The sequence below is a fragment of the Halomonas sp. DP1Y21-3 genome (genome assembly GCF_019801245.1).
GTDB lineage: Bacteria > Pseudomonadota > Gammaproteobacteria > Pseudomonadales > Halomonadaceae > Halomonas > Halomonas litopenaei.
Map to the genome: position 1 here is coordinate 987,714 of NZ_JAHVJM010000001.1, position 25,491 is coordinate 1,013,204.

General features: G+C 65.9%; 18 protein-coding genes. 8 read left to right on the forward strand and 10 right to left on the reverse strand.

The features are described 5' to 3' along the window. Positions 1-64: 64 nt before the first annotated feature. The 4 genes from KUV74_RS04295 to prfB form a co-directional block, all read right to left on the reverse strand. Positions 65-1,531 carry an MFS transporter gene (locus KUV74_RS04295; RefSeq protein ID WP_222515701.1) on the reverse strand — a complete coding sequence of 489 codons (1,467 nt, stop codon included), beginning with the start codon at positions 1,529-1,531 and terminating at the stop codon, positions 65-67. A gap of 163 nt (positions 1,532-1,694) precedes the next feature. Continuing rightward, positions 1,695-2,081, reverse strand: a complete 387-nt coding sequence (locus KUV74_RS04300; protein WP_045991311.1) for a hypothetical protein — start codon at positions 2,079-2,081, stop codon at positions 1,695-1,697. 159 nt (positions 2,082-2,240) lie between these two features. Next, complete coding sequence (gene lysS, locus KUV74_RS04305; RefSeq protein ID WP_222515702.1) at positions 2,241-3,770, reverse strand: lysine--tRNA ligase; 1,530 nt, start codon at positions 3,768-3,770, stop codon at positions 2,241-2,243. 150 nt (positions 3,771-3,920) lie between these two features. Next, a protein-coding gene (prfB, locus tag KUV74_RS04310) for a peptide chain release factor 2 (protein WP_197037043.1) occupies positions 3,921-5,019 on the reverse strand; the annotation gives its coding sequence in 2 pieces (ribosomal slippage) (positions 3,921-4,943 and positions 4,945-5,019; 1,098 coding nt in all). 386 nt (positions 5,020-5,405) lie between these two features. Between prfB and KUV74_RS04315 the strand changes: the two genes are divergently transcribed. The 5 genes from KUV74_RS04315 to KUV74_RS04335 all read left to right on the forward strand — a co-directional run bounded on the left by KUV74_RS04315 (position 5,406) and on the right by KUV74_RS04335 (position 12,360). Further along, entirely contained in the window at positions 5,406-7,037 is a 1,632-nt protein-coding gene (locus KUV74_RS04315; protein ID WP_222515703.1) for a peptide ABC transporter substrate-binding protein, read from the forward strand. Between the two features lie 158 nt (positions 7,038-7,195). Continuing rightward, positions 7,196-8,809 (forward strand): ABC transporter substrate-binding protein, encoded by a 1,614-nt coding sequence (locus KUV74_RS04320; RefSeq protein WP_261395075.1) that lies wholly within the window; start codon positions 7,196-7,198, stop codon positions 8,807-8,809. Positions 8,810-8,884: 75 nt separating this feature from the next. After that, the gene (gene oppB, locus KUV74_RS04325) at positions 8,885-9,811 is read left to right on the forward strand and encodes an oligopeptide ABC transporter permease OppB (RefSeq protein ID WP_045991315.1); all 927 of its coding nucleotides are present in this window, start codon (positions 8,885-8,887) and stop codon (positions 9,809-9,811) included. A gap of 9 nt (positions 9,812-9,820) precedes the next feature. Then, positions 9,821-10,705, forward strand: coding sequence for an ABC transporter permease (locus KUV74_RS04330; RefSeq protein WP_045991316.1), 885 nt, complete (start codon positions 9,821-9,823; stop codon positions 10,703-10,705). Between the two features lie 20 nt (positions 10,706-10,725). Further along, positions 10,726-12,360, forward strand: coding sequence for an ABC transporter ATP-binding protein (locus tag KUV74_RS04335; protein WP_108131209.1), 1,635 nt, complete (start codon positions 10,726-10,728; stop codon positions 12,358-12,360). Between the two features lie 104 nt (positions 12,361-12,464). On the opposite strand, the gene KUV74_RS04340 is transcribed toward KUV74_RS04335, so the two are convergent. The 3 genes from KUV74_RS04340 to KUV74_RS04350 all read right to left on the reverse strand — a co-directional run bounded on the left by KUV74_RS04340 (position 12,465) and on the right by KUV74_RS04350 (position 17,186). Further along, entirely contained in the window at positions 12,465-13,511 is a 1,047-nt protein-coding gene (locus tag KUV74_RS04340) for an MBL fold metallo-hydrolase (RefSeq protein ID WP_108131208.1), read from the reverse strand. 47 nt (positions 13,512-13,558) lie between these two features. After that, the gene (locus KUV74_RS04345) at positions 13,559-15,493 is read right to left on the reverse strand and encodes a TonB-dependent receptor domain-containing protein (protein ID WP_222515704.1); all 1,935 of its coding nucleotides are present in this window, start codon (positions 15,491-15,493) and stop codon (positions 13,559-13,561) included. 364 nt (positions 15,494-15,857) lie between these two features. Beyond that, positions 15,858-17,186 (reverse strand): OmpP1/FadL family transporter, encoded by a 1,329-nt coding sequence (locus KUV74_RS04350; protein WP_308812410.1) that lies wholly within the window; start codon positions 17,184-17,186, stop codon positions 15,858-15,860. 394 nt (positions 17,187-17,580) lie between these two features. On the opposite strand from KUV74_RS04350, the gene KUV74_RS04355 reads away from it, so the two are divergent. The 3 genes from KUV74_RS04355 to KUV74_RS04365 all read left to right on the forward strand — a co-directional run bounded on the left by KUV74_RS04355 (position 17,581) and on the right by KUV74_RS04365 (position 21,259). Continuing rightward, positions 17,581-18,030, forward strand: a complete 450-nt coding sequence (locus KUV74_RS04355; protein ID WP_045991319.1) for a MerR family transcriptional regulator — start codon at positions 17,581-17,583, stop codon at positions 18,028-18,030. Continuing rightward, positions 18,027-20,708, forward strand: coding sequence for a heavy metal translocating P-type ATPase (locus KUV74_RS04360; protein ID WP_222515705.1), 2,682 nt, complete (start codon positions 18,027-18,029; stop codon positions 20,706-20,708). Before KUV74_RS04355 ends, KUV74_RS04360 begins: the two co-directional genes overlap by 4 nt. A 95-nt stretch (positions 20,709-20,803) precedes the next feature. Next, positions 20,804-21,259 carry a VOC family protein gene (locus KUV74_RS04365; RefSeq protein WP_222515706.1) on the forward strand — a complete coding sequence of 152 codons (456 nt, stop codon included), beginning with the start codon at positions 20,804-20,806 and terminating at the stop codon, positions 21,257-21,259. A gap of 94 nt (positions 21,260-21,353) precedes the next feature. Here KUV74_RS04365 and recJ read toward each other — a convergent pair whose 3' ends face one another. The 3 genes from recJ to thrC all read right to left on the reverse strand — a co-directional run bounded on the left by recJ (position 21,354) and on the right by thrC (position 25,444). Continuing rightward, entirely contained in the window at positions 21,354-23,183 is a 1,830-nt protein-coding gene (gene recJ / locus KUV74_RS04370) for a single-stranded-DNA-specific exonuclease RecJ (RefSeq protein WP_222515707.1), read from the reverse strand. A gap of 131 nt (positions 23,184-23,314) precedes the next feature. Continuing rightward, entirely contained in the window at positions 23,315-23,932 is a 618-nt protein-coding gene (locus tag KUV74_RS04375) for a glutathione S-transferase family protein (RefSeq protein ID WP_045991326.1), read from the reverse strand. A gap of 120 nt (positions 23,933-24,052) precedes the next feature. Further along, positions 24,053-25,444 carry a threonine synthase gene (thrC, locus tag KUV74_RS04380; protein ID WP_045991327.1) on the reverse strand — a complete coding sequence of 464 codons (1,392 nt, stop codon included), beginning with the start codon at positions 25,442-25,444 and terminating at the stop codon, positions 24,053-24,055. Positions 25,445-25,491 lie beyond the last annotated feature (47 nt).

Here is a 25,491-nt window from a genome sequence, read left to right on the forward strand (position 1 = left end):
CTCGCGTCTGTGACGGTTAATTTTGTACATACTGTGCCATTGTACGCCCTCGCCCAGCCGCTGACTAAGCCCGATCCGCGACCCGGTTCGGGGAGTCCTCGCCCACTCGTTCGGAGTAGCCGGCGCGCGCGGCCTTCTTCTGCTCCCGCGCCGCACGATACGCACGATGGGCCCGGGGGATACGCACCAGGCTGATCACCAGCGCCAGCAAGGTGGTGGCAGCGCCGACCCACAACGCCTGCTGAACGCCGGCGCCGGCGGCCAGGCACAGCCCGACCAGGGCCACCCCCAGCGACTGTCCCACCGTGCGGGTGGTACTCATCACCCCCGAGGCGTTGGCGCTGCGGGCCTTGGGCACGCTGGTCATCAGTTCACGGTTGTTGGGCGGCTGGAAAAGGCCAAAGCCTGCGCCACACAGGGCGGTACGCCACAGGCTGTCGATCGCGCTGGCGTCCTGCGGCAGCGCCGCCAGGCTGACCAGCCCCAGCAACAGCATGACCAGGCCGACGCTTGCCACCACGCTCGGGTTGAAGCGATCGGCCAGACGACCGGACAGCGGCCCGACCACCATGATGGTCAGCGGCCAGGGGGTAAACAACCAGGCGGTATGCAGCGCCGAGTAGCCCATCTGCTGCTGGTAGAGAAACGACAGCGCAACGAAGGTCAGCCCCTGTCCGATGAAGGCGGTGCCCTGGGCGGACACTGCCAGGCTGAAACGCGGTTCACGAAACAGCCCCAGCGGCAGCAGCGGATGGGGAGCCCGCCCCTGGCGACGGATAAAGGCCACCGCCGACACCACCGTCACCGCCAGCCAGGCCAGGATCTCGGCCAGCGGCGCGCGATGACCGACGGCGTCCATGCACATGAACAGTCCCGCCAGCATGGCCATGGAGGCCAGGGCGCCGAAGGCGTCGAAGCTGCCCTCGCGGCGTTCCTCCCTGGGCAGGGCTCGCCAGGCCATGACCGCGGCGGCGGTGCCCAGCGGCACGTTCAGGGCGAACAGCCACGGCCAGTTGGCCACCGACAGCACCAGACCACCGATCGACGGGCCGGCGGCGTAGCCCCCCGCCACCACCAGCGACGACAGGCCCAGGGCGCTGCCGAGCAGGCGCGAGGGAAAGATCGAGCGATACAGGCTCGGCCCGATCGACAGGGTGGCGGCGGCGCCGACGCCCTGCAGGGCACGAAACACCAGCAGGGTCTCGAAGTTGGGCGACAGCGCGCTGCCCAGCGCCGCCACCACGAACAGGGTGAGCCCTGCCACGTAGACCTTGCGCCGACTGAGCAACTCGCTGGCGGCGGCGAACACCAGCAGCATGGCCGCGCAGACCACCTGGAACAGGTTGGTGATCCACACCGCGCGGGCATCGGACACGCCCAGATCCCGCGCCATGGAGGGCAGCGCGATATTGATCATGGTGGTGTCCACCACTGCCATCAGGGTCCCCAGCACCAGGGCGATGACCGCCAGCCGTCGCTCCGGCCCGGGCAGGCCGTCGTCGCCGTCACGGGTGGAGAACAGTCGACTCATCGGGGCAATTCCTGGTGTTGTCTAGGCGGGTGTTGTCTTGCATCGGGGTGGTCAGGCACAGGAGGTCATGCCGGCACGCAACGAGACCGGCCGTGGCCGGTCTCGTCGACACCTGCGGGGTACATCCGGCAGGTACTGATCAGCGGCGGCAGGCCGCGCTGTTTCAGTCCTGCTCGAGGTCGGCCAGCAGTTCGTCGTCCACCTCGGAGATCTCAAGCGCAGCCTCGCCATCCAGATCGATCGCCAGATAGCTGTGCTCGACCTGCAAGAAGCGCTGGAACAGCTCCCAGTTCAGGGCCTCGGGCCACTGCCGCTCGTCTTCTTCCCAGGCGCGCAGTTCGTTCTCGAGCACCTCGAGATAGCGCTCGCGAACGAAGGCTTCCAGCGCCTCGGGTGTGTCCATCTCCGGGATCAGGTAGACCGTGCTTTCCCGGTCGACGTCGGCGAGCGTGAGGTCGTCATCGCCCATGGTCGGTTCCAGGGCATTGATCCAGTCAACAAAGTGCTGGGTGGGTCTGACGCTCAGGGCGGAGCGGTTGAGCAGTTTCATCGCGGTCTCCTCGACGTCGAATCGCAGCCATTATGGGTGCTAAGGGCCTCGCTTGCCAGCAAAAGCCCGGCCCCGCCGACAATCCATCGGCCCGACCCCGCCGACAATCCATCGACCCGACCACTGGGGACATTGTCCCCGGTGGCCAGGCCCAACGGCTCAGGCCTCGCCGGCTTCCGGGCGCATCGCCGGGAACAGCAGCACGTCGCGGATCGAGGGGCTGTCGGTGAACAGCATCACCAAGCGGTCGATACCGATGCCCTCGCCGGCGGTGGGCGGCAGGCCTACCTCGAGCGCACGCACGTAGTCGGCGTCGTAGTACATCGCCTCCAGGTCACCGGCGTCCTTCTCGGCCGCCTGGGCGCGGAAGCGCTCGGCCTGGTCCTCGGCGTCGTTGAGCTCGGAGAAGCCGTTGGCGATCTCGCGGCCGCCGACGAAGAACTCGAAGCGGTCGGTGACGAAGGGATTGGCGTCGTTGCGCCGCGCCAGCGGGCTGACCTCGGCCGGATACTCGGTGATGAAGGTCGGCTGGTCCAGGCGCGCCTCGGCCACCTCCTCGAAGATCTCGGTCTGCAGCTTGCCGAGTCCCCAACCATCCTTGACCTTGATGCCGAGACGCTTGGCCAGGGCACGGGCGGCGTCGAGCTCGTCGATGTCCGCGGCCTCGATGCCTTCGCCGTGAGCCAGGATCGCCTCGCGCAGGGTCATCCGCACGAACGGCTGGCCCAGGTCGTAGGTCGCTCCCTGGTAGTTCAGGGTGGTGGTGCCGAGCACCTTCTGGGCGATCTCGCGCAGCATCGCCTCGGTCAGATCCATCAGCGCCTGGTAGTCCACGTAGGCCCAGTAGAACTCGACCATGGTGAACTCGGGGTTGTGGCGGGTGGACAGCCCTTCGTTACGGAAGTTGCGGTTGATCTCGAAGACCCGCTCGAAGCCCCCCACCACCAGGCGCTTCAGGTAAAGCTCTGGCGCGATACGCAGGTACATGTCGATGTCCAGCGCATTGTGGTGAGTGATGAAGGGACGCGCCGTGGCGCCACCGGGGATCGGCTGCAGCATCGGCGTTTCCACCTCCATGAAGCCGCGATCCTCGAAGAAGCGGCGCATGGCGCTGATGATGCCGGCACGGGTCTCGAACACCCGGCGCGAGTCCGGGTTCATGATCAGGTCGACATAGCGCTGGCGGTAACGCGCCTCCATGTCGGTGAGGCCGTGGAACTTGTCGGGCAGCGGGCGCAGGCTCTTGGTCAGGAGCTTGGCCTCGCGCATCATCACGTACAGGTCGCCCTTGCCGGACTTGTGCACCGGGCCCTGGCCGGCCACGATGTCGCCGATGTCCCAGCCCTTGATGTCCTCGAGCAGGGCAGGATCCAGCCCCTTCTTGTCGACGTAGAGCTGGATCTGGCCGCTGACGTCCTGGATCACGATAAAGGGACCGCGCTTGCGCATGATGCGCCCGGCGACCGCGGCCTCGCGGCCCAGCGACTCCAGCGCTTCCTTGTCATGCTCGCCGAGTTCCGCCTCGAGCTCGGCGGCCAGGCTGTCACGGCGAAAGTCGTTGGGGAAGGCGCTGCCGCCCTCGGCCTCGGCGCGCTCGCGACGAGCCGCCAGCTTGGCACGGCGCTCCGCGATCAGGCGGTTCTCTTCGGCAACGGCGTCATTGGTGGAAGGCGTATCCTGGTTGGCCATGGCTACTCGTCTCTGTCACGGCAGGGAAGCCGCCACGGCGGTTCCCCGAACGGCCCCGGCACGGGACCCATGAATGGTGGTGGCGAAACGCCCCGGGGCCACTTGGCTCCCGGGGCGAGGTCGCGACGCGGTGGGCTTGGCGACGGTCGCTTAAAGCCCCTGCTTGAGGCTCGCGACGATGTACTGGTCAAGATCGCCGTCGAGCACCTTGTCGCAGTTGCTCGACTGCACGCCGGTGCGCAGGTCCTTGATGCGCTGGTCGTCCAGCACATAGGAACGGATCTGGCTGCCCCAGCCGATGTCGGCCTTGGAGTCCTCGGCCTCCTGCTTGGCGGCGTTGCGCTTCTGCATTTCCAGCTCCCACAGCTTCGCCTTCAACTGCTTCATGGCGAAGTCGCGGTTGGCGTGCTGGCTGCGCTGGCTCTGGCACGACACCACCACGCCGGACGGCTCGTGGGTGATCCGCACCGCCGAGTCGGTGGTGTTGACGTGCTGACCACCGGCGCCGCTGGAGCGGTAGGTGTCGACGCGCAGATCCGCCGGATTGATCTCGACCTCGAAGCTGTCGTCGATCTCCGGCGACAGGAACACCGAGGCGAAGGAGGTGTGGCGGCGGCCGCCGGAGTCGAACGGACTCTTGCGCACCAGACGATGCACCCCGGTCTCGGTGCGCAGCCAGCCGAAGGCGTACTCGCCCTGGACGTGCACCGTGGCCGACTTGATCCCGGCCACTTCACCGGCCGACAGCTCGATGATCTCGGCCTTGAAACCGTGGGACTCGGCCCAGCGCAGATACATGCGCAGCAGCATGTTGGCCCAGTCCTGGGCCTCGGTACCGCCGGAGCCCGCCTGGATGTCGAGATAGGCGCTGTTCTCGTCCATCTCGCCGGAGAACATGCGCCGGAACTCGAGCTTCTCGAGGTTGGCCTGCATCGAGGCCAGTTCCTTCTCGACCTCTGCCACGGTGGCCTCGTCGTCTTCCATCTCGGCCAGCTCCAGCAGGTCGCGGCTGTCGCCGAGGCCCTGGTCCAGCTCGTCGATGGTGGCGACCACCAGCTCCAGCGAGGCACGTTCCTTGCCGAGCTTCTGGGCGTAGTCCGGGTCGTTCCAGACCGCCGGGTCCTCGAGCTCGCGGGTGACTTCCTCTAGCCGATCTTTCTTTTCGGCATAGTCAAAGATACCCCCTCAGGACGTCTGTCCGCTCAGACAGGTCCTTGATGAGGTTGTGAATCGGGTTGGTTTCCAACATGAAGTTCGCCTTTTGTCGTCCCTCGCCGGGTGCCGGCGTGCGCTCGCGATGCGCCGGTGGCGATGGGCCAGTTGCGATGATCGTCGGCCAGGCCGCGATAAAGGGGATGCATTGTAGCCAAAACGTCTAACCCCGTCATCCTGCTCCTGCCATCGAGCCCCCTTGCCACAAGGGCTCCCACGGGGCTATCGACGAAACGCAAGACGTCATGAAAATTTTCGTCTGGACAGCACCGGAGCCACGGCGCGATGGTCGATATCGACTAAGCGGGCTTAGCCGGTGTCGCACGCCTTGTGCGGTCTTCCCACAATGGCCGTGGTCGCAGCGAACCGCGCTGCCAACGGCCCGGCCCGCGACAACAATGCCAACACCAACAAGGAACTGACATGATCGCGAACCGTGCTCGCTGGGCCCGCCGCCTGGCGCTGGCCTCCGGCCTGACCCTGTCCTCGCTGGCGGCCGCCATCAGCGCACCGGCCATGGCCGAGACCCTCGATCTTGGCGTCACCGGCGAACTCGCCTCCTTCGACACCTCCCAGATCTCTGGCGGCGTGTGGGAGTCCCAGATCCTGATGGACGTCTACGAGGGCCTGGTGAAGAACGCCCCGGACGGCGAGATCCTGCCCGGCATGGCCACCGACTGGGAGGTCTCCGAGGACGGCAAGACCTACACCTTCAGCCTGCGCGAGGATGCCCGCTGGTCCGACGGCGAGCCTGTCACCGCCGAGGACTTCGTGTTCGGCTGGCGCCACCTGCTGGACCCGGCCAACGCTTCCAAGTACGCCTACATGCTCTATCCGGTGGTCAACGCCAGGGAGGTCAACACCGGCGAGCTGCCCCTGGAGGAGCTTGGCGTGGAAAGCCGCGACGATGGCCGCACCTTCGTGGTCCAGCTGACTCAACCGACGCCCTACTTCCTGCAGCTGCTGACCCACTACACCGGCTACCCCCAGCCACAGCACACCTTCGAGGAGTACGGCCGGGACTACGTGGATCTCGACAACATTGTCACCAACGGTGCCTTCACCCCCACCGAGTGGATCTCCCAGTCGCGCATCACCGTGGTCAAGAATCCCGAGTACTACGAGGCCGACCAGGTGGCGCTGGACGGCGTGCGCTACCACACCATCGAGGATCGCAACGCCGGCGTCTCGCGCTTTCGCGCGGGCGAGCTGGACATCATGACCGAGTACTCCTCGAGCATGTACCCGCTGTTGAAGGAAGAGATCCCCGAGGCCACCCACATGGCCACCTACCTCGGCAGCTACTACTACGTGTTCAACCACCGCGACGGTCATCCCACCGCCGACCCCAGGGTGCGCGAGGCGCTCAACATGGCGGTGCGCCGCGACGTCATCGCTCAGCAGATCATGGGCGGCACCTTCCAGAAATCGCTGTCCTTCGTGCCTGACGGCATCGATCACTACCAGGTGCAGAGCACCAGCTTCGAAGACGCCGACGGCAATGACATCACCGATGACATGAACGCCCGCATGGCCCGCGCCAAGCAATTGCTGGAAGAGGCCGGCTACAGCCAGGAGTCACCGCTCGAACTGCGCCTGCGCTACAACACCACCGACGAGCACAAGAAGATCGCGGTGGCGGTGTCGTCCATGTGGCGCCCGCTGGGTGTCGAGGTGGAGCTAGTCAATGCCGAGGCCACGGTGCACTACCAGACCATCGCCGAGGGAGACTTCGATGTGGCCCGGGCCGGCTGGATCGCCGACTACAACGACGCCGAGAACTTTCTGGCGCTGCTGCGTTCCGGCGTCGGCAACAACTACGGGGCCTACGCCAACGAGGAGTTCGACGCCCTCTACGACCAGGCCGCCGCCACCCTGGACCTGGATGAACGCAAGGCCGTCATGGAAAGCGCCGAGGCCCTGGCCATGGACGACGACGCCCTGATCCCGATGCTCTACTACGTCTCACGCAACCTGGTGAACCCGAAGATCAGCGGCTGGGAAGACAACATCGAGGACGATCACCCGTCTCGCTGGATCTCCTTCGACGAGTAGCAGCGCTGGGTTGGTAAATAGCAGCGCTGGGCTATCTTCAAGGACTCGCTTCAAGGACTCGCTTCAAGGACTCGCTTCAACGACTCGCTGCGAGAACTCGCCTCCACCAGGAGGCGAGTCCCCTACCGACGCTCTGCCTACCCCACAAGGACTTCGCTATGGTCTCCATGGACGCCTTTCGTCCGCTGGCACTTGCCGGCCTGATGGCAACGACAAGCCTCGGACTCTGTCTGCCCGCTGCCGACGCCCAGGCCGCCACCCTTCAGGTCGGCAACGGCGCCGAGCCCAGCACCCTGGATCCGCAGAAGGTCAGCGGCAACTGGGAGAGCCGGATCACCCGCCAACTGTTCGATCGTCTGGTCAACTATGGCCCCGACGGCGCGCTGGTGCCGGGCCTGGCCGAATCCTGGGAGCTGTCCGACGACGGCCGGGTCATCACCTTCCGGCTGCGCGAGGCGCAGTGGTCCGACGGCGAGCCGATCACCGCCGACGACGCCGTCTTCGCCCTGCAACGTCTGGTGACGCCGGCCACCGCCAACCACAACGCCAACCTCTACTACCCCATCATCAACGCCCGGGCGATCAACACCGGGGAGGCCGAACCCGAGAGCCTCGGCGTCACCGCGCTGGATTCCCACACCCTGGAAATCCGGCTGTCCGAGCCCACCGCCTATTTTCTTCAGGCCATGGCGATGACCGAGGCCGCACCTCTGCCCCGCCACCTGCTCACCAGCGGCGTCGAGGACTGGACCCGGCCAGGCACCCTGGTGGCCAGCGGCCCCTTCGTGCTCGCCGACTGGAAGCCCCAGGACAAGGTCGAGGTGGAGCGCAACCCTCGCTACTACGCCGCCGACGAGGTGGCGCTGGAGGGTGTCGACTTCCACGCCATCGAGGATACCTCGGCGCTGATGAACCGTTTTCGCTCAGGCGAGCTCGACATCGCCTACGGCGCGGTGCCTTCCGCGCGCTTCGAGTGGGCCCAGGAAAACCTGAGCGAGTCGCTGCGCGTCGGGCCGCTGATCGGCAGCTACTTCTATATGCTCAACCTGCGCGAAGGCACGCCGCTCAGCGATGAGCGGGTGCGTGAGGCGCTGAATCTGGCGCTCGACCGCGAGGTGATCACCGAGCGCCTGCTGGGCATGGGCCAGACGCCGTCCTACTGGTTCGTGCCGCGCACCATCGCCTCGCCCACCTCGGCAAGCCTCGACTTCCATGACCAGTGCATGGACAGCCGCCGGGCCAGGGCCCGTGAGCTGCTGGATCAGGCCGGCTACGGGCCGGATCGACCGCTTGAACTTGAGCTGTCCTACAACACCCTGGAAGACCACAAGAAGATCGCCGTGGCCATCGCCGCCATGTGGCGCCCGCTGGGGGTGGAAATAGATCTGGTCAATCGCGAGGCGGCGGTGCACTTCGCCGGCCTGCGCCAGGGCGACTTCGAGATCGCCCGCTACGGCTTCGTGGCCACGGTCAACGACCCCTACGACTTCCTCAACGCCTACGCGGCGGGAGGCTCGGCGGCGGCCAGCACCGGCTACGCGGACCCCGAGTACGACGCCTTGGTCGAGGCCAGCACCCATGAGCTCGACGTGGACCGACGCGCCGCGCTGATGACCGAGGCCGAGCAGCGCCTGCTGGAAGCCGACGTGATGCTGCCGATCTACGACTACGTGGTCGTCAATCTGGTCTCTCCGGACGTCAAGGGCTGGCAGCCCACGACGCTCGACGTGCATCCGCTGCGCTACGTGTCCGTGGACGGCGACGCTCCCTGACGACCACTCGCCCCAACCCAATCGTGGGCGCGGCCAGGGACGGCCCGCCCTTCATGTCAACCGAGGAACGGCGCCATGCTGAGCTACACCTTGAAACGCCTGGCCCAGGCCATACCGACGATGCTGATCGTCATCACCATCGCCTTCTTTCTGATGCGCATCGCCCCCGGCGGGCCCTTCGACGGCGAGCGCGCCCTGCCGCCGGAGATCGAGGCCAACCTGATGGCCGCCTATCACCTGGACGAACCGCTGTGGCAGCAGTACTTCCGCTACCTGGGCAACCTGGTCCAGGGCGACTTCGGGCCTTCGTTCAAGTACAAGGACTTCACCGTCACCGAGCTGATCATGCAGGGCTTCCCGGTAAGCCTGCAGATCGGCGGCCTGGCGATCCTGCTGGCGCTGGCGATCGGCCTGCCGCTGGGCATCATCGCCGCGCTAAAGCGCAATACCGCCGTGGACTACACGGTGATGGGCACGGCGCTGGCCGGCATCGCGGTGCCCAACTTCGTGGTGGCGCCGGTGCTGGCGCTGGTGTTCGGGGTGCTGCTCGGCTGGCTGCCGGCGGGGGGCTGGAACGACGGCGCCCTGCCCAACCTGATCCTGCCGGTGATCGCGCTATCGATCCAGCAGATCGCCTACATCGCGCGGATGATGCGCGCCAGCATGATCGAGGTGATGGGCAGCCACTATATTCGCACCGCCCGAGCCAAGGGGCTGACCGAGGCCGAGGTGGTCTGGCGCCACGCCCTGCGCCCCGCCCTGCTGCCGGTAACCTCCTACCTGGGCCCGGCCATCGCCGGCATCATCACAGGCTCGGTGGTGATCGAGCAGATCTTCGGCATCCCCGGCATCGGCCGCTACTTCGTCCAGGGCGCGCTCAACCGCGACTACACCCTGGTGATGGGCACGGTGGTGTTCTACGGCGCCCTGATCGTGTTGATGAACCTGATCGTGGACCTGATCTACTCGGCCCTCGATCCCCAAATCCGCTATGACGACTGAGGCGACGCCATGAGTACCGATTCCCTCGCCCCGACCGCCGCCCCCGTCGGCGACAGCCTCGGCCGCGACGCCTGGCGCCGGCTGAGCCAGAACCGCGCGGCCATGGCCAGCCTGTGGCTGCTCGGCCTGATGACCCTGGCCTGCTTCATCGGTCCCTGGCTGACCCCCTGGGGGCTGGCCGACGTCGACTGGAACGCCTTCGACGTGGGCCCGACCCTGGAAGGCGGCCACTGGCTCGGCACCGACGCCAACGGCCGCGACCTGCTGACCCGCACCCTCTATGGGGGCCAGGTGTCGCTGTCGGTGGCGCTGGTGGCGACCTTCGTCAGCCTGATCATCGGGGTGCTCTACGGCGCCGTGTCCGGCTATGTCGGCGGGCGCGTCGACAACCTGATGATGCGCTTCGTCGACATCATGTACTCGCTGCCGTTCATGTTCCTGGTGATCCTGCTGATGGTGGTGTTCGGCCGCAACATCTTCCTGATCTACGCCGCCATCGGCGCGGTGGAGTGGCTCGACATGGCGCGTATCGTGCGCGGCCAGACCCTGGCGCTCAAGCAGCGGGAGTTCGTCGAGGCGGCCCACGCCCTCGGCGTCAAGGACGGCAAGATCGTCACCCGCCACCTGATCCCCAACGCCATCGGCCCGGTGATCGTCTACGTCACCCTGACGGTGCCCAAGGTCATCCTGCTCGAGAGCTTCCTGTCGTTCCTCGGCCTCGGCGTGCAGGAGCCGCTGACCAGCTGGGGCGTGCTGATCTCCGAGGGTGCCGACATGATGCAGACCTCGCCCTGGATGCTGCTGGTGCCCTCGGTGTTCCTGGCGCTGACGCTGTTCTGCCTGAACTTCCTCGGCGACGGCCTCAGAGACGCCCTGGACCCCAAGACCCGCTGATCGACGACGGAGACGCGACCATGACCGACACACAACCCAAGAACCCCCGTCGTCCCGCCCGCGAGGCGCTGCTCGAGATCGAGGGGCTCAGCGTCAGCTTCGAGCTGCCCCACGGCACCGTCCAGGCGGTCAGGGACGTCAGCTTTGCCATCAATCCCGGCGAGACCCTGGCGCTGGTGGGCGAATCCGGCTCCGGCAAGTCGGTGACCTCCACCGCCGCCATGCGCCTGCTGCCGGAGCTCGCCCGGGCCGAGGGCGTCATCCGCTTCAAGGGCGAGGAACTGCTGGGTGCCACCGCCAAGCGCATGCGCCGGATTCGCGGTGGCAATATCGCCATGATCTTCCAGGAGCCGATGACCTCGCTCAATCCGCTGCACCGCATCGGCGACCAGATCAAGGAGGTGCTCGACCGCCACCAGAGCCTCAAGGGGCGCGCCGCCACCGCCAAGGCCATCGACCTGCTCGAGCAGGTCGGCATCCCCGAACCGGCAAGGCGGGTGTCGAGCTACCCCCACGAGCTGTCCGGCGGCCAGCGCCAGCGGGTGATGATCGCGATGGCCCTGGCCGGCGAGCCGGAGATGCTGATCGCCGACGAGCCCACCACCGCGCTGGACGTCACCGTCCAGGCCCAGATCCTCGAGCTGCTCAAGGACCTGCAACGCCGCTACGGCATGGCGATCCTGTTCATTACTCACGACCTGACCATCGTCAAGCACTTCGCCGACCGGGTCTGCGTGATGCGCCACGGCGAGCTGGTCGAGCAGGGTGAGACCCGGGAGGTCTTCGCCAACCCGCGCCACGAGTACACCCGCATGCTGATCGACGCCGAGCCACGCGGGCGCAAGGCGCCGGTGGCCGACAGCGAGCCCATGGTGCTCGAGGCCAAGGACATGCGCGTACGCTTCGCCCTCAAGAAGCGCCTGTTCGGTCCCAGCGAGTACTTCGAGGCGGTGCGTGGCATCGACGTCAGCATCCGTCGCGGCCAGACGGTGGGCATCGTCGGCGAATCGGGCTCCGGCAAGTCGACCCTGGGCCGCGCCCTGCTGAGGCTGCTCAAGAGCCAGGGCGAGATCCGCTTCCACGACACCCGCCTCGACGTGCTGGACAAGACCGCCATGCGGCCGATCCGCTCGAAGCTGCAGGTGGTGTTCCAGGACCCCTACGGCTCGCTGTCGCCGCGGCTGACCGTTGGCGACATCATCGGCGAAGGGCTCAAGGTCCACGCCCCGCACCTGTCCCGCGCCGAGCGCGAGGCCCAGGTGATGGCGGCGCTCAAGGAGGTGTCGCTGGATCCTTCGATGCGCAATCGCTACCCCCACGAGTTCTCCGGCGGCCAGCGCCAGCGGATCGCCATCGCCCGGGCGCTGGTGCTCAAGCCGGAGTTCCTGCTGCTCGACGAACCCACCTCAGCGTTGGACCGCTCGGTGCAGGTCACCGTCATCGACCTGCTGCGTGACCTGCAACAGAAACACGGCCTGACCTACCTGTTCATCAGCCACGACCTGGCGGTGGTGCGAGCGCTGGCCGACACCGTGCTGGTGATGAAGGACGGAGAGATAGTGGAACAGGGCAGCGCCGAGGCGCTGTTCGCCGCGCCGAAGACCGAATACACCCGCAAGCTGCTGGCCGCCGCCATGCTCGATCAGGTGGCCTAGGCCAAGCGATCTACGAGCTCTACCTACGTAACGTAACAGGCGCTGCTTGAGCAGCGCCTGTTGTGCGAAGGCAGCGGCCGCTGCTTTGGCTCGTATGAACGTCTCTACTCTGTCGGATGCTCGCCTGCGTAGACACGCTCGGCCTGGGCCAGCGAACAGCTCATCAAGAGGTCCAGGGCACCCAGCGCCTGGTCGCTGACGAAGGGATGGGGATCGCCGGCTTGCCGCTGCTCCAACGCCTCGATCCGCGCCAGGGTGTTGTCGCGGGTGGGATGGTTGGACAGGAAGACGTCCACGCCCTGCTGTTCAGAGATCGTCTTCATTCGTGAGGCGGAGGCCGAGTACTCCCGCAAGCGGGCCTCGTCCGGCCCGAAGTTGAAACCGGTACCGCCCCACAGCACCGCCCGATGGGTACTGTCGCCATCCTTCAGCGGAATCACCAGCGACAGCGTGCCGAGGGTATGGCCGGGGGTCACGTAGGCCTCGAGGGCGGTATCGCCAAGAGTCAGGGTGTCGCCGTCGGCGATGGTGATATCGCGCACTGGAGGCTCGCCCCAGCGGGGATTGTCGATGGCCAGCTCCGGCTGTTCGAGGGCGGTCCAGTCCGCATCGCTCATGACCACCTGGGCTCCGTAGTTGTCGACCAGGTACTGCTGACCACCGTAGTGATCACCGTGGGCGTGGGTCACCACCAGATAGGTGATGTCCTCGGGATCCAGGCCCAGATCCACCAGCCCCTGCTCGATAAACTTCTGCGCTTCCTCGTTGTTGTTGAGGGCATCGATCAGAATGATCCCCTCGTTGGTGGTCAGCGCCCAGCTGGCGACGCCGGGCGTGCCGACGTAGTAGAGATTGTCGAATACCTGGGTCGGCATCGGCTCGGCCGGGCCGCGCTGGCGCCGGTCATCGCGACTGGACTCACGACGCTCCCGCTCTGCCGCCTCGCCTTTCGGACGCTGGCCCGCCACCTTGAGCCTGGCCGACAGGTCACACAGGCTGGACAGCCCGGGGAAGGCCTGTCCGGCCGCCAGGCCCCGCTCAGCCAGCTGCTCGGCCAGCTGCTCGGGCAGCTGCTGGGGAGGTTCATCCACCGCCAGGGCGGTCTGACTCAGGGTGAGGCTTACCACGGCCCCTGCGATCATCGCTTTCATGGTCCTTCCTGTTCGCTGCTGTTCGTTTAGGTGGGTCGCTGCGCGCTTTAGAACTCCAGGTCGAGCCCGACCCAGTAGCGCCGTCCATCGTCCACATGACCGAAGTTATCGAACTCGATGTCCTTGTCGGTCAGATTGTAGATGCCGGAAAGCACACGGATCTGTCGTGTCGCCTGCCAGCTGAGCCCCGCGTCCCAGGTAGCGTAGGATGGGGCCCGGATGGAGGTGCTGCTGTTGCTTGAGAGGTTCACCGGCTGGCTTTCTTCGCCGCGGAAGGTAAAGCGCAGCCAGGGAACGAGGGCCTCGGTGGCCTGCCAGTTGACGGTGGTATTGAACAGGTGGCGAGGCACCTGGGTCAGCGGCTGACCCTCGTTGTCACCGCTCTTCTGTTCGGAATCGGTGTAGGTGTAGGAGGCCTGGGCCTGCCAGCGTTCGCCGATCGGCATCTGGACACCAGCCTCGATGCCCTTGGTGATGGCGTCATCGATATTGACGTTGGTGCGGGCGTCCGGGTCGCCGGCCGCCGCATCACCGCAGTCGCGATCGCCACAGGCGATGGTGGAGATCTTGTCATCGAAGTCGTTGTAGAACAGCGTCAGGCTGGCCTGAAGGCCGTTGGCGCCGTCATGGACCAGCCCCATCTCGTAGCTACGGGACTCTTCCGCGTCCAGATCCGGGTTGCCGTAGATATCGCCGCCCCGGCTCTCCTGGACCCAGTCGCCTGACAGCTCGCGCAGGTTGGGCGCGCGGAACCCGGTGGACATACCGCCCTTCAGGGTCCAGTCGGGCAGCAGGCTCCAGACACCGTAGAGTCTTGGGCTGTAGTGGTCGCCGAAGAACTCGTGATCGTCCATGCGCAGCCCGGCGGTCAACGAGAAGCTGTCGGTCAGATACCATTCGTCTTCGAGAAACAGCGCGTACTGGTAGACGGTGATCTCGTCGGTGCCTGCCAGGGCGTTGGTGGTGGTGTCCTCGAGTTTCTCGTCCTCCCAGGTGCCGCCGAAGGTCACGAAGTGGTCGCCCAGCGGCAGTACCCAGCGTGAATCCGCCACCGTATTGTGAATCTCGATATCGCGACCGACGTTGTCGGTTTCCTCCAGCTGCACGTAGGAATCCGAGGTCAGCAACCCCCAGTTGCCCTGGTGGGACAGCGCAACGGTCTTGTGTCGATTTTCGGTCTCGGCGTCGCTCGAACGCTCGGGCAGCGAGAATCCGGCACGACTGGTGCGATCCTGCTCTCGTCGACTGACATCAAGCGAAAGTGAGTGATCGGGCGTGGCCTCCAGCGACAGCCGCGCGGCCAGGTTGGAAAACTCGCGCTTGGCATAGCCGCGCTCGATCTTGTCCTCCTGGCGATGCTGGTACTGACCGGTCAGCTGCAACCCGAGGACGTCGTCGGCCAGCGGACCGGACACATACAGCTGATTGTTGAATTCGTTGCCGGAGTCACTGTCTTCCTGAATCGTCGCCTCGGTACGCAGTTGGGTGACCCAATCCTCCGCGACCTTGCGGGTGATGATGTTGATGACTCCACCGATGGCATCGGACCCGTACAGGGTCGACATGGGGCCGCGGATAACCTCGATACGCTCGATGGCGCTCAACGGTGGCAGCCAGTCCTTCTGGAAGCCGCCCCCGCCGCTCGGCTGGGATTCCCGCGAAGTCTGCCGGCGACCGTCTACCAGCCACAGGGTGTACTGCGCCGGCATGCCACGCAGGCTGACGTCTTCGCCATCGCCACCGCCGGTCACCACGACGCCGGGCACATCCTGTAGCGCATCGGTGATGTCCCGGTAGGCACGTTTTTCAAGCGATTCCCGGGTCACCACGCTGATCGAAGCCGGTGCCTCGGTCTGCGTCTGCTCATAGCCCGCAGCGGTAACGACGATATTGTCCAGGGCGAGATCCTGTTGCGCCTGAACAGACAGGGAAGCCGCCCCCAGGGGCAGAACAGACCAGCGAATCATCAAGCGAAGGGACATCCGGAGCACCAGGTTGTTGTATTGACCAAATACGATTGATTCGCAATGTTAACCAACCGGGATACGTCCAGACAGCGTTTAGCGATCAGAAAACCGGCAAACCGATGCAACGGGATGTTCGACAATAGTGGACTTCGCCGATTCGCGTGCTATCACCCTGACGGTGAAGCATCGCTGTTGTTACCCCCTGCCCTTCCAGAAAGGCCTCCACTTGCAACGCTGATATCTTCTCTTGGCATGGCTGGCTTCCACGAACGACAGCGCCCCCTCCTGGGAGGGGGCGCTGCGCAGGGTCTGACTATGTTCTAGCGGAAGCCAATATCGGTCGCCTGGACCGAGGTGGTGGCCGGTCAGAAGCGATAGGTCAGAAGCGATAGGTCAGCTGGGCACCGAAGGCCTGGGCGGTGTTTTCGAAGTCCGCCTCGTAGGTGCCGCGATTTTCCTCTTCCTGGGACAGCTCGGCGTCGGATTCGTGGATATAGGAGTAGGCCACGTCCACGGTCAGATCCGGGGTCGGGGTCCAGCCGGCACCCAGCGAGAAGATGATGCGATCATCAGACGGCACACGCACGCTGCGGTACTCGTCCTTGATCGGGGTCTCGTCGTAGGCGAGGCCAGTACGCAGCACCCACTGGGGGTTGAGCTGATAGGCGGTACCGATGGAGTACTGCCAGCTGTCCTCATAGTTCTGGGCCTCGACGATCTCGCGAACATCGTTCTCGACACGCAGCTCATCGAACTCGCTCCAGTTGGTCATGGCGGCGCCGGCCATCACCGTCCAGCGATCATTGAGCTCGTGGGTTACCGAGAAGTCCCACACCTCGGGCAGGGTGATCGACAGATCGGCGTCGACTTGCTGGCTCGCAGTGCCTACAGGGACTACGGGGCCGATACCAGCAACGACCGTCGGGTCACCCTGTCCACGTACATTGGTAAAGCGCGCCTTGCCTTCGAGGTCATACTCCACCTCAGAGTGGTAGGCGAAACCGAAGGTGGTGTGCTCCCAGGGCTTGTACATGGCGCCGAAGGTAAAGCCCCAGGCGTTATCGTCACCCTCGATGTCCACATCCCCTTCGCCTGCGACTCCGGTAGGAGTGAAGGCACCGGTTTGGTCAAAGAAGCCCACCGGGCCTCCCTGAGTATTGGCAGTCAGCTCACCATCGATCTGGTTGTAGGTCAGGCCAAAGCCGGCCGAGAACTGCTCGCTGAACTTCACCGAGATGGTCGGCTGAACGGTGACCACCTCGACCTTGCTGCGATCGCCGAAGAAACGGCCCTGGAACTGGCCTTCGTAGTCGGTGATCAGACCGAAGGGCGCGTAGACACCGAGGCCAAAGTGCAGGTTGTCGTTGATCGGCTGGACGTAGAAGCCGAAGGGAATAAAGGTGTCCGGCACCATATCGCCTTCGTTGGAGCCCGTGGCGCTGCCGTCGGCATTCTTGATGTCGGTGTCCACGGTCAGGAAGGCGGTACCGGCGGTGACCTGGGCACGATCGAGAAACGACATGCCGGCCGGGTTGCCGAACACGATGGTGGCGTCGGTCACGGTGGAGGCACGGCCCGCGTTGGAGGTGCCCTGGCCACTTACACCCTGCTCGTTGAGCTGAAAGGCGCCGGCCATCGCCTGGCCGGAAAGAGCAGCGGTGGCCACGGCAACCGCCAGGGTCAAAGGCTTGAAGTTGTTGTGCATCATGTCGGCGTCCTTATTATCAGCAAGCGTGTCGGCGTACTTGTTATGGCGTAGTGGTTATTGTGCAGTTGCGTCCGCACACTTGTCCGGGCGCAGTTCCTTTCGAGCACTCTTTGTAATTTGTTTGACCTGAATTGCTTGGCCCTGTCGACGGGCCTGCTCGCAGTGTTTGCGAAGGCGCCAAAGAGTTCAAGGCCAAACGTTCGTTTTAATGGCCAAATTACTCATACTTTGGTCAAAGAACATTTGCCAATTCAGTCATTTCAAAGACTTAGACAAGCTAAACAAAACGCTTCCTGCATACTTCAGGCGCCCTTGACCTTTGTGCAACACACAGGTTTTACACTATCCCCATCGTTCTCCCATGCGCAGCGCCGATGGGCGCCGAGGAGTGCACATGAAGGTCAGTGAACTGGCAAGAATCACCGGCGTGACCGCCGAGACGGTGCGCCACTACACCCGCGAGGGCCTGCTGGCGCCCGATCGAGACCCTGACAACGGCTATCACCTCTATGGCGACCGCGATCGCGAGCGTCTGGACTTTATCCAGCGCGCCCGAACCCTGGGATTCAGCCTGGCCGAGATTCGCGACATCCTGTCCCATGCCGATCAGGGGGATTCGCCCTGCCCCATGGTGCGCGACCTGCTGGCCGAACGGCTGCCGCAGATCCGCAGGCGCATCGCCGAGCTCGAGGCCCTGGCAGCGCGCATGGAAGACGCCATGCAGAGCTGGCAACACCTGCCCGACGGCGTGCCGGACGGACACAGCCTGTGCCGTCTGATCGAAAGCGTGCCGACGGCGTCCGTACCACAATCCGCCACGGCCAGACAGCGGGAGTCGTCATGAATCGCCTCGAGGAACACCAATTTCAGGTGACCGGAATGTCCTGCCAGGGCTGCGTCGGGCGCATGCGCCGGGCCATCCAGGAGCACGACGCCGAAGCCCAGGTCGAAGGCGACCCCGGGAGCGGCACGCTGTCGGTTGCCTCATGCCTCGGCGCCGACGAATTAGCCGCCCTGCTGTCGCAAGCCGGCTACCCCACCGAGGCGAGTGCCACCGATGAGCAGATAGCCAGCGACAGCACGACCACGCCGCTAGCGCCCGCCGAGGCGCCATCGCCTCAGGAAGCGTCCTCAGCGTCGCCGCATAGAGAGACCTCAGCGTCGCTGCAAGAAGCGCCCTCAGCGCCTTCGCAGCGTCTGGCGATCCAGGGCATGACCTGCGCCGGCTGCGTGGCCAGTGTGCAAAAGGCGCTGGCCGCCACCTCAGGGGTCGAGCGCGCCGAGGTCAACTTCGCCTCCCATACCGCGCGGATCCACGGCGACGTCGACGCCGAGGCGCTGGTTCAAGCGGTGGAATCCGTGGGCTACGGCGCCGAACCCATCGTCGACCTGCGCCAGGCCGAACGCCAGCGTGCCGAACGCAACCAGCGCGAATACCGACGCAAGCTCAAGGGCAGCCTGGCCTCGCTGGCGCTGGCGGTTCCGCTGATGGTGATGATGCTGATCCATCACCCTGAGCCGACGGGTCTTGCCCGCCTTGGCTGGGGACTGGTGGGCCTGGCGACGCTGGCCGTGCTGGCGTTCCCGGGACGCGCCTTCTTCGTCGGCGCCTGGAAAGCGCTGCGTCACCACCAGGCCAACATGGATACCCTGATCGCACTGGGCACCGGCACCGCCTGGCTCTACTCCATGGCGGTGGTGGTGGCTGCCCCTTGGCTGCCACAGGCCGCCCGAGGGCTCTACTTCGAGGCCTCGAGCATGATCATCGGCCTGGTGTTGCTGGGCAAGGCGCTGGAACTGCGTGCCCAGGGCAGGACCTCGGACGCCCTGCATCGCCTGCTCGACCTGCAGAGCCAGAGCGCCCGAGTGGTACGTGAAGAGGGCGAGCTGGACCTGCCCATCGACGAGGTTCGCCAGGGCGATCTGATCCGGGTGCGGCCCGGCGAGCGCCTGCCCGTGGACGGTGAGGTAGTCGAAGGCGACAGCCATATCGACGAATCGATGCTCTCGGGTGAGCCCGCGCCGGTCGCCCGAGGCCCGGGCGACGAGGTCAGCGCCGGCACGGTCAACGGCCGGGGGTCGTTGGTGTTCCGCGCGACCCGCGTCGGTGCCGATACCCGACTGGGGCGCATCACCGAACAGGTAGCCAACGCCCAGGGCTCCAAGCCGCCCATCGGCAACCTGGCCGATCGCGTTTCGGCGGTGTTCGTGCCCAGTGTGATGATCATCGCCGTGCTCACCGCCCTGGCCTGGTACCACCTCGGCCCCGAGCCGCGGGTCATCCATATGCTGGTCACCGCCACCACGGTATTGATCATCGCCTGCCCCTGCGCACTGGGCCTGGCTACCCCGTTGTCGACCATGATCGGGGTGGGCAAGGCCGCCGAGCACGGCGTGCTGATACGCTCCGGCGAAGCGCTGCAGACCGCCAGTCGACTGACCACCCTGGTGGTGGACAAGACCGGCACCCTGACCGAGGGTCGCCCCCGGGTCACCGACTGCCGCTGGTTCGATGGCAAGGCCAGCACCAGCGACGACCGCACCCGGCTGCTGGGTCTGGTCGCGGCTATCGAGGCCCGTTCCGAACACCCCCTGGCCGAGGCCCTGGGCCGCTATACCCACGACCATGCCCATGCCGACGCCGGCACCAGCGACGAACCTGGCAACAACGCCTATAACATTTCTTCTACCACCAACAGCACCATCGAGGCCTTCGAAAGCCTGACCGGGCGCGGCGTGCGTGCCCGGGACGCCGAGGGACGCCGCCTGGCCATCGGCAATGCGGCGATGATGCAGGAAGAAGGCGTCACACTCGCTGACCATGAGCTCGACGACTGGCAGGCCCAGGCCCGCACCCTGGTCTATCTGTCGCTGGACGGCGTCCTGACGGCGGGCTTCGCCATCGAGGATCCGTTGCGCGAGGACAGCCTCGACGCGGTGGCGCGACTGCGGGCCGATGGCCTCAAGGTGGTGATGCTGACCGGCGACAATAGCGCCACCGCCCGCGCGATTGGGGAAGAGGTCGGCATCGATGAGGTCCACGCCGAACTGTCGCCGGAGGACAAGCACGCCGAGATCGAGCGCCTTCAGGCCGAGGGCGAAGTCGTCGGCATGGTGGGCGATGGCATCAACGACGCCCCCGCCCTGGCCCGGGCCGACGTCGGCTTCGCCATCGGCCAGGGCACCGACGTGGCCATCGAAAGCGCCGGGGTGACGCTGATGCGCTCATCGCTTCACGGCGTCGCCGCCGCCATCGAGATCAGTCAGGCGACCCTGGCCAATATCCGCCAGAACCTGTGGGGCGCACTGGGCTACAACGCCCTGTGCATCCCCATCGCGGCCGGCCTTTTCTACCCGCTCACCGGCACCCTGCTGTCACCGATGATCGCTGGCGCCGCCATGTCTGCCTCGTCGATCACCGTGGTGGCCAACGCCAACCGACTGCGACTCAAGCGCCTGCGCGCTGAAAGCGAGCGCACGTCGCAGGCCGCCACCCCGCCATCGCAGGAGGTGCTGTCATGAGTATCGTGGTGACCCTGACGGGACTGGGATTGATCGGCCTGATTGTGTGGTGGTTCTGGCTATCCTGAAGAGACCGCCACGCCAAGGAGCGCCCCATGAGCAAGCCTTCCGTGAGTGACCTGGATTCGAGCCCCAGCCCCCGCCTCAGGTCGGTGCTGGAAACCGCCCTGTACGTGGCCGACATGGCGCGGGCGCGAGCCTTCTTCGAGGAGGTGATGGGGCTTGCCCCCTTCAACGCCGACCATCGCTTCACCGCCTACCAGGTCGGCCCTTCGGTGCTGCTGCTGTTTCTCGAGGGCGAGACCCTGGAGACGGTGGTGCTGCCGGATGACATGGGCACCATCCCGCCCCACGACGGCCGCGGCTGGGTGCATATGGCTCTGGCCATCGACCGCGAGGAGCTCGGTGCCTGGGAGACGCGCCTCGGCGCCCACGGGGTCGAGATCGAGGGTCGTACCCACTGGCCCAAGGGCGGCGAGAGCCTGTACTTCCGCGACCCCGACGGCCACCTGCTGGAACTCGCCACCCCGGGTATCTGGCCGAACTATTGATAACAGCATCGACACTGTCGCGGGACGACTCGATCGGGCACGTCAGCCGAGCGGCTTATTCGACGGGCCTAGTCGACCGGCTTATTCGACGGGCTTATTCGATGGGCTCTGCGTGCTCCACCATCAGCTGCAGCGACTCACGTCCGCGGAAGCGGTTGCAATTGAGCTTGTAGGCGCAGTGGAGGGTGGCGCCCACGTCGAAGTCCGGCAACTGGCCCGGGGTCAGGCAGCGAAACCAGATGGCCTTCAGGGTCAGTCCGCGACAGGACAGCTCCAGGGTCAGGTGACTGCCGTCACCCACCGGCTTGAGCCGCTCCACCAGAAAGCGCCCCTCGAACAGCGGCGCCTCGAACTCGCGGCCGAAGGGGCCAAGGCCCTCGATCTCGGCCAGGGTCTCGAGGCTTAGCTGATGCTCGCCGAGTTCACCGTCGGTGTAGAGCCTGGGCACCAGTTCCAGATCGCCGAGCTGTTCGCTGACCGCGGTGATCAGCGCCTGGCGGAAGTCGTCGAGACGTTCCTGTACCACGCCGACGCCGGCGGCGCCCCGGTGGCCGCCGAAACGCGTAAGCGCCTCGGGGGCCAGGTCGTGGGCGCGCTGCAGAGCATCGCGCAGGTGCAGCGCCTCCACCGAGCGTCCGGAGCCGGTCAGCATGCCGGCCTCTGCGGCGGGGGTCAGCACCAGGGTCGGCCGTCCGTAGGCCTGCACCAGGCGCGAGGCGACGATGCCCTGAACCCCCGGATGGCCGTTCTCCAGATAGACGATGACCACCGGCTCGTCGGCGTCCAGCGCCCGGCGGGCCAGCAGCCTGGCCTCGGCGACCATGTCGGCTTCGATGGCCTTGCGCGACTGGTTGTCGGCGTCCAGGGTCTCCAGGTGACGCCGCGCCACCCCGTCATCCCCGGCGAGCATGAAGTGAAGCGCCGCGTAAGGATCGTCGAGACGCGAACGGGCGTTGATTCTCGGCCCCATCTGGAAGCCCAGGGTCTCGGCGTCGAAGGGCACGCTGTCGGCGCCCAGGCGCTCCGCCATTACCCGCCAGCAGGGCTCGCCCATGCGATTGATCAGCGCCAGACCGTGGCGCACCACCGCCCGGTTGATGGCGCTGCCACCCAGTGACACACAGTCGGCCACGGTGCCCAGCGCCACGTAGGACAGCCAGGGCGAGAGCTTGGGCGTGGACGGCGACAGTACCGCCTGTTCGATCAGTACCTGGCGGGTCAGCGACATCAACAGCCAGGCCACCATGCAGCCGGCGATGGTGGCGTCCGGGTAGTCGCAGTCGGCTCGGGTCGGATTGACCGTGGCATAGGCCGAGGGCGGCGGCCCTTCCTGGGGCAGAGCGTGGTGATCGCTGACCACCACGTCGATTCCCGCCGCCTTGAGCCTGGCGATACGCGCCTCGTCGCTGCTGCCGCAGTCGGCGGTAATCACCAGGCTGGGCCGCGGGGTCAGCTTCAGGGTGCGCTCCACCAGCGGCAGGCTGATGCCATAGCCGTCATGAATACGGTGACCGATCAGACTGTGCAGACGTGACTCTGGCACCCCGAACAGTTCGTTCAGGGTGCGCCGGATCACCACGTGGGAGGTGATGCCGTCCACGTCGTAATCGGTGAGGATGCCGATGTGCTCGCCCTCGGCCACCGCCTGGGCGATGCGCTCGGCCGCTCTCGGCGCATCGGCCAGACGCTCGGGATGGACCAGATGACGTAGACTCGGGTCGACCAGCGGGTCGAGTTCGCCCTGGTAGTCGGGCAGGCGTCCGGCCAGCAGCCGGGCCTGAAGCTCCGACAGCCCGGCCTCGAGTCCCTGCCGATACAGCCTTTCGTTGCGAGGACGCGGTTCGATACGCGGACGCGGTTCGATACGCGGACGCGGCTCGGCATGCTCGCTCGAGCCGGTATTTGCCGGAGAAGAGTGGGACATCGGATTCTCTGGAAGGTTGAAGCGAGGCTGGCGCAGGAGGGTGTCGGGAACCGAGAAGGTCGGCGCAGATGGCGTGCTGACCGCCACCTGCGCCGACGCGATACCGGCGCGTCCAACGCAGCTGGATCGACTTAACTGATCGGCAGCATCACGTGTTCGCGATAGGCGCTGCGCTGGGTCAGCTTCTCGTACCAGGCCTCGAGGTTCGGCAGGCTCGGGCGCTCGATATCCAGGGCGAACCACAGGTAGACGTAGGCCCCCAGCGGAATATCACCGATGCCGAATTCCTCGCCGGACAGCCAGGGCTGGCGGGCCAGCGCACCGTCGGCGATACGCAGGCTCTTCTCGAACCCGGCCAGGCCACGCTCGATGGCCGCATCGTCGCGGGTCTCGGGGGTGCCGCGCACCAGGTTCATGATCAGATCCCGATAGGGGCCCGCCAGACTGCCAAGCGCCCAGTCCATCCACATGCTGCAGCGCGCCCTGGCGCCGGCAGAGTCGGTCGCGAGCCGACCGTCACCGTGCACATCGGCCAGATAGCGGACGATGGTGTGGGATTCCCACAGCACCAGGTCGCCGTCCTCGAGACAGGGAATCAGGCCGTTGGGATTCTTGGCCAGGAATTCCGGCGTATCGAGCCCACCGAAGGGCCCTCCCAGATCGACCCGTTCGAGGTCGATCCCCAGCTCGATGGCACACCAGACGGGCTTCTTGACGTTGACCGAGTTGTTGCGTCCCCACAGCTTCATGGAAGTCTCCCTGTCGGGATGCCCGGCAGCGGGCACCCTTGGCAAAAACCGATGGATAAGAACCGATTGGCACAAAACCGAGCCGAACGCCGCAAGGCGCTCGGCCCCATGCCGAAGGCCTCAGCGACGACGATGTTCGGCGACGAAGGCCTGTACCGCTTCGAGTCTAGCCGGCAGCACCTCGTAGCGTTCCTCGCGCTCGAGCAGATCGTCCATATGTGGCGGTAGCGGCACACCCGGGAAGCCGGCCTTGACCACCGCCTCGGCAAACTTGGCCGGGTGGGCGGTGGCCAGGGTGATCATCGGCGTAGAGGCGTCCCTGCGCTCGCGCTCGGCGGCACGATAGCCGGTCGCGGTGTGGGGATCGAGGATCTCCTGGGTGCGGTGGTGGGCCTCGCGGATCACCTCGAGGATGGTGTCGTCATCCACGCTGTGGCTCGAGAAGACCTCGCGCAGCCGGCCCAGCGGGGCTTCGGCCAGCACCGTCGGCTCGTTCTGGAAGCGCCCGAGCAGCTCGTCCACGGCGCCGCCGTCGCGGTCGTAGGCTTCGAACAGCAGACGTTCGAAGTTGGACGACACCACGATGTCCATGGACGGCGCCAGGGTGGCCAGCAGTTCCTGCTTGGAGAAGTCGTTGTCGGCCAGGGTACGGTGGAGGATATCGTTGGCGTTGGTGGCGACGATGAACTGCTTCACCGGCAGCCCCATGCGGTAGGCCACGTAGCCGGCGAAGACGTTGCCGAAGTTGGCCGAGGGCACGCAGAAGCTGACCTGACGCTGGGGCGCACCCACCGCCACGGCGGAGGCCACGTAGTAGACCACCTGGGCCATGATCCGCGCCCAGTTGATCGAATTCACCGCCACCAGCCGAGCCCCATCGAGGAAGCTCTGGTCGGCGAAGCTGGCCTTGACCATGGCCTGGGCGTCGTCGAAGTTGCCTTCGATGGCGACGTTGAAGACGTTGTCGGCCAGTACCGTGGTCATCTGCCGGCGCTGTACCTCGGACACCCGGTTGTGGGGGTGCAGGATAAAGATGTCGAGGTTGTCACAGTGACGACAGCCCTCGATCGCCGCCGAGCCGGTGTCGCCGGACGTGGCGCCCATGATCACCGCGCGCTCGCCACGCTTCTTGAGGAAGTGATCGAGGATACGTCCGAGCAGCTGCAGGGCCACGTCCTTGAACGCCAGGGTCGGACCGTGGAACAGCTCGAGCAGGAAGTGGTTGGCGTCGAGCTGATTGAGCGGCACCACGGCGTCGTGACTGAAGGTCGCGTAGGCGTCCTTGACCAGGCCACGGAAGGTGTCGTCGTCGATCTCGCCACCGACGAAGGGCTTCATCACCCGAAAGGCGATCTCGGCGTAGGACAGCCCGGCCATGTCGGCCAGGTCGTCGGCGCTCAGGTGAGGGAAGTCCTCGGGAACGTAGAGGCCACCGTCGGCGGCCATGCCGGTAAGGACGACTTCTTCGAAGGACAGCGCGGGCGCCTGCCCGCGGGTGCTGATATAGCGCATCTTGTGATTCCTTGCCGCCGCCCGGGGCGCGGCCTGAGATTCCAGCG

What these genes read in the sequence shown, in the direction of transcription:
- KUV74_RS04295 (WP_222515701.1), bottom strand. Translation starts at nt 1,531, where the DNA reads ATGAGTCGACTGTTCTCCACCCGTGACGGCGACGACGGCCTGCCCGGG.
- KUV74_RS04300 (WP_045991311.1), bottom strand. Translation starts at nt 2,081, where the DNA reads ATGAAACTGCTCAACCGCTCCGCCCTGAGCGTCAGACCCACCCAGCAC.
- lysS (WP_222515702.1), bottom strand. Translation starts at nt 3,770, where the DNA reads ATGGCCAACCAGGATACGCCTTCCACCAATGACGCCGTTGCCGAAGAG.
- KUV74_RS04315 (WP_222515703.1), top strand. Translation starts at nt 5,406, where the DNA reads ATGATCGCGAACCGTGCTCGCTGGGCCCGCCGCCTGGCGCTGGCCTCC.
- KUV74_RS04320 (WP_261395075.1), top strand. Translation starts at nt 7,196, where the DNA reads ATGGTCTCCATGGACGCCTTTCGTCCGCTGGCACTTGCCGGCCTGATG.
- oppB (WP_045991315.1), top strand. Translation starts at nt 8,885, where the DNA reads ATGCTGAGCTACACCTTGAAACGCCTGGCCCAGGCCATACCGACGATG.
- KUV74_RS04330 (WP_045991316.1), top strand. Translation starts at nt 9,821, where the DNA reads ATGAGTACCGATTCCCTCGCCCCGACCGCCGCCCCCGTCGGCGACAGC.
- KUV74_RS04335 (WP_108131209.1), top strand. Translation starts at nt 10,726, where the DNA reads ATGACCGACACACAACCCAAGAACCCCCGTCGTCCCGCCCGCGAGGCG.
- KUV74_RS04340 (WP_108131208.1), bottom strand. Translation starts at nt 13,511, where the DNA reads ATGAAAGCGATGATCGCAGGGGCCGTGGTAAGCCTCACCCTGAGTCAG.
- KUV74_RS04345 (WP_222515704.1), bottom strand. Translation starts at nt 15,493, where the DNA reads ATGTCCCTTCGCTTGATGATTCGCTGGTCTGTTCTGCCCCTGGGGGCG.
- KUV74_RS04350 (WP_308812410.1), bottom strand. Translation starts at nt 17,186, where the DNA reads ATGATGCACAACAACTTCAAGCCTTTGACCCTGGCGGTTGCCGTGGCC.
- KUV74_RS04355 (WP_045991319.1), top strand. Translation starts at nt 17,581, where the DNA reads ATGAAGGTCAGTGAACTGGCAAGAATCACCGGCGTGACCGCCGAGACG.
- KUV74_RS04360 (WP_222515705.1), top strand. Translation starts at nt 18,027, where the DNA reads ATGAATCGCCTCGAGGAACACCAATTTCAGGTGACCGGAATGTCCTGC.
- KUV74_RS04365 (WP_222515706.1), top strand. Translation starts at nt 20,804, where the DNA reads ATGAGCAAGCCTTCCGTGAGTGACCTGGATTCGAGCCCCAGCCCCCGC.
- recJ (WP_222515707.1), bottom strand. Translation starts at nt 23,183, where the DNA reads ATGTCCCACTCTTCTCCGGCAAATACCGGCTCGAGCGAGCATGCCGAG.
- KUV74_RS04375 (WP_045991326.1), bottom strand. Translation starts at nt 23,932, where the DNA reads ATGAAGCTGTGGGGACGCAACAACTCGGTCAACGTCAAGAAGCCCGTC.
- thrC (WP_045991327.1), bottom strand. Translation starts at nt 25,444, where the DNA reads ATGCGCTATATCAGCACCCGCGGGCAGGCGCCCGCGCTGTCCTTCGAA.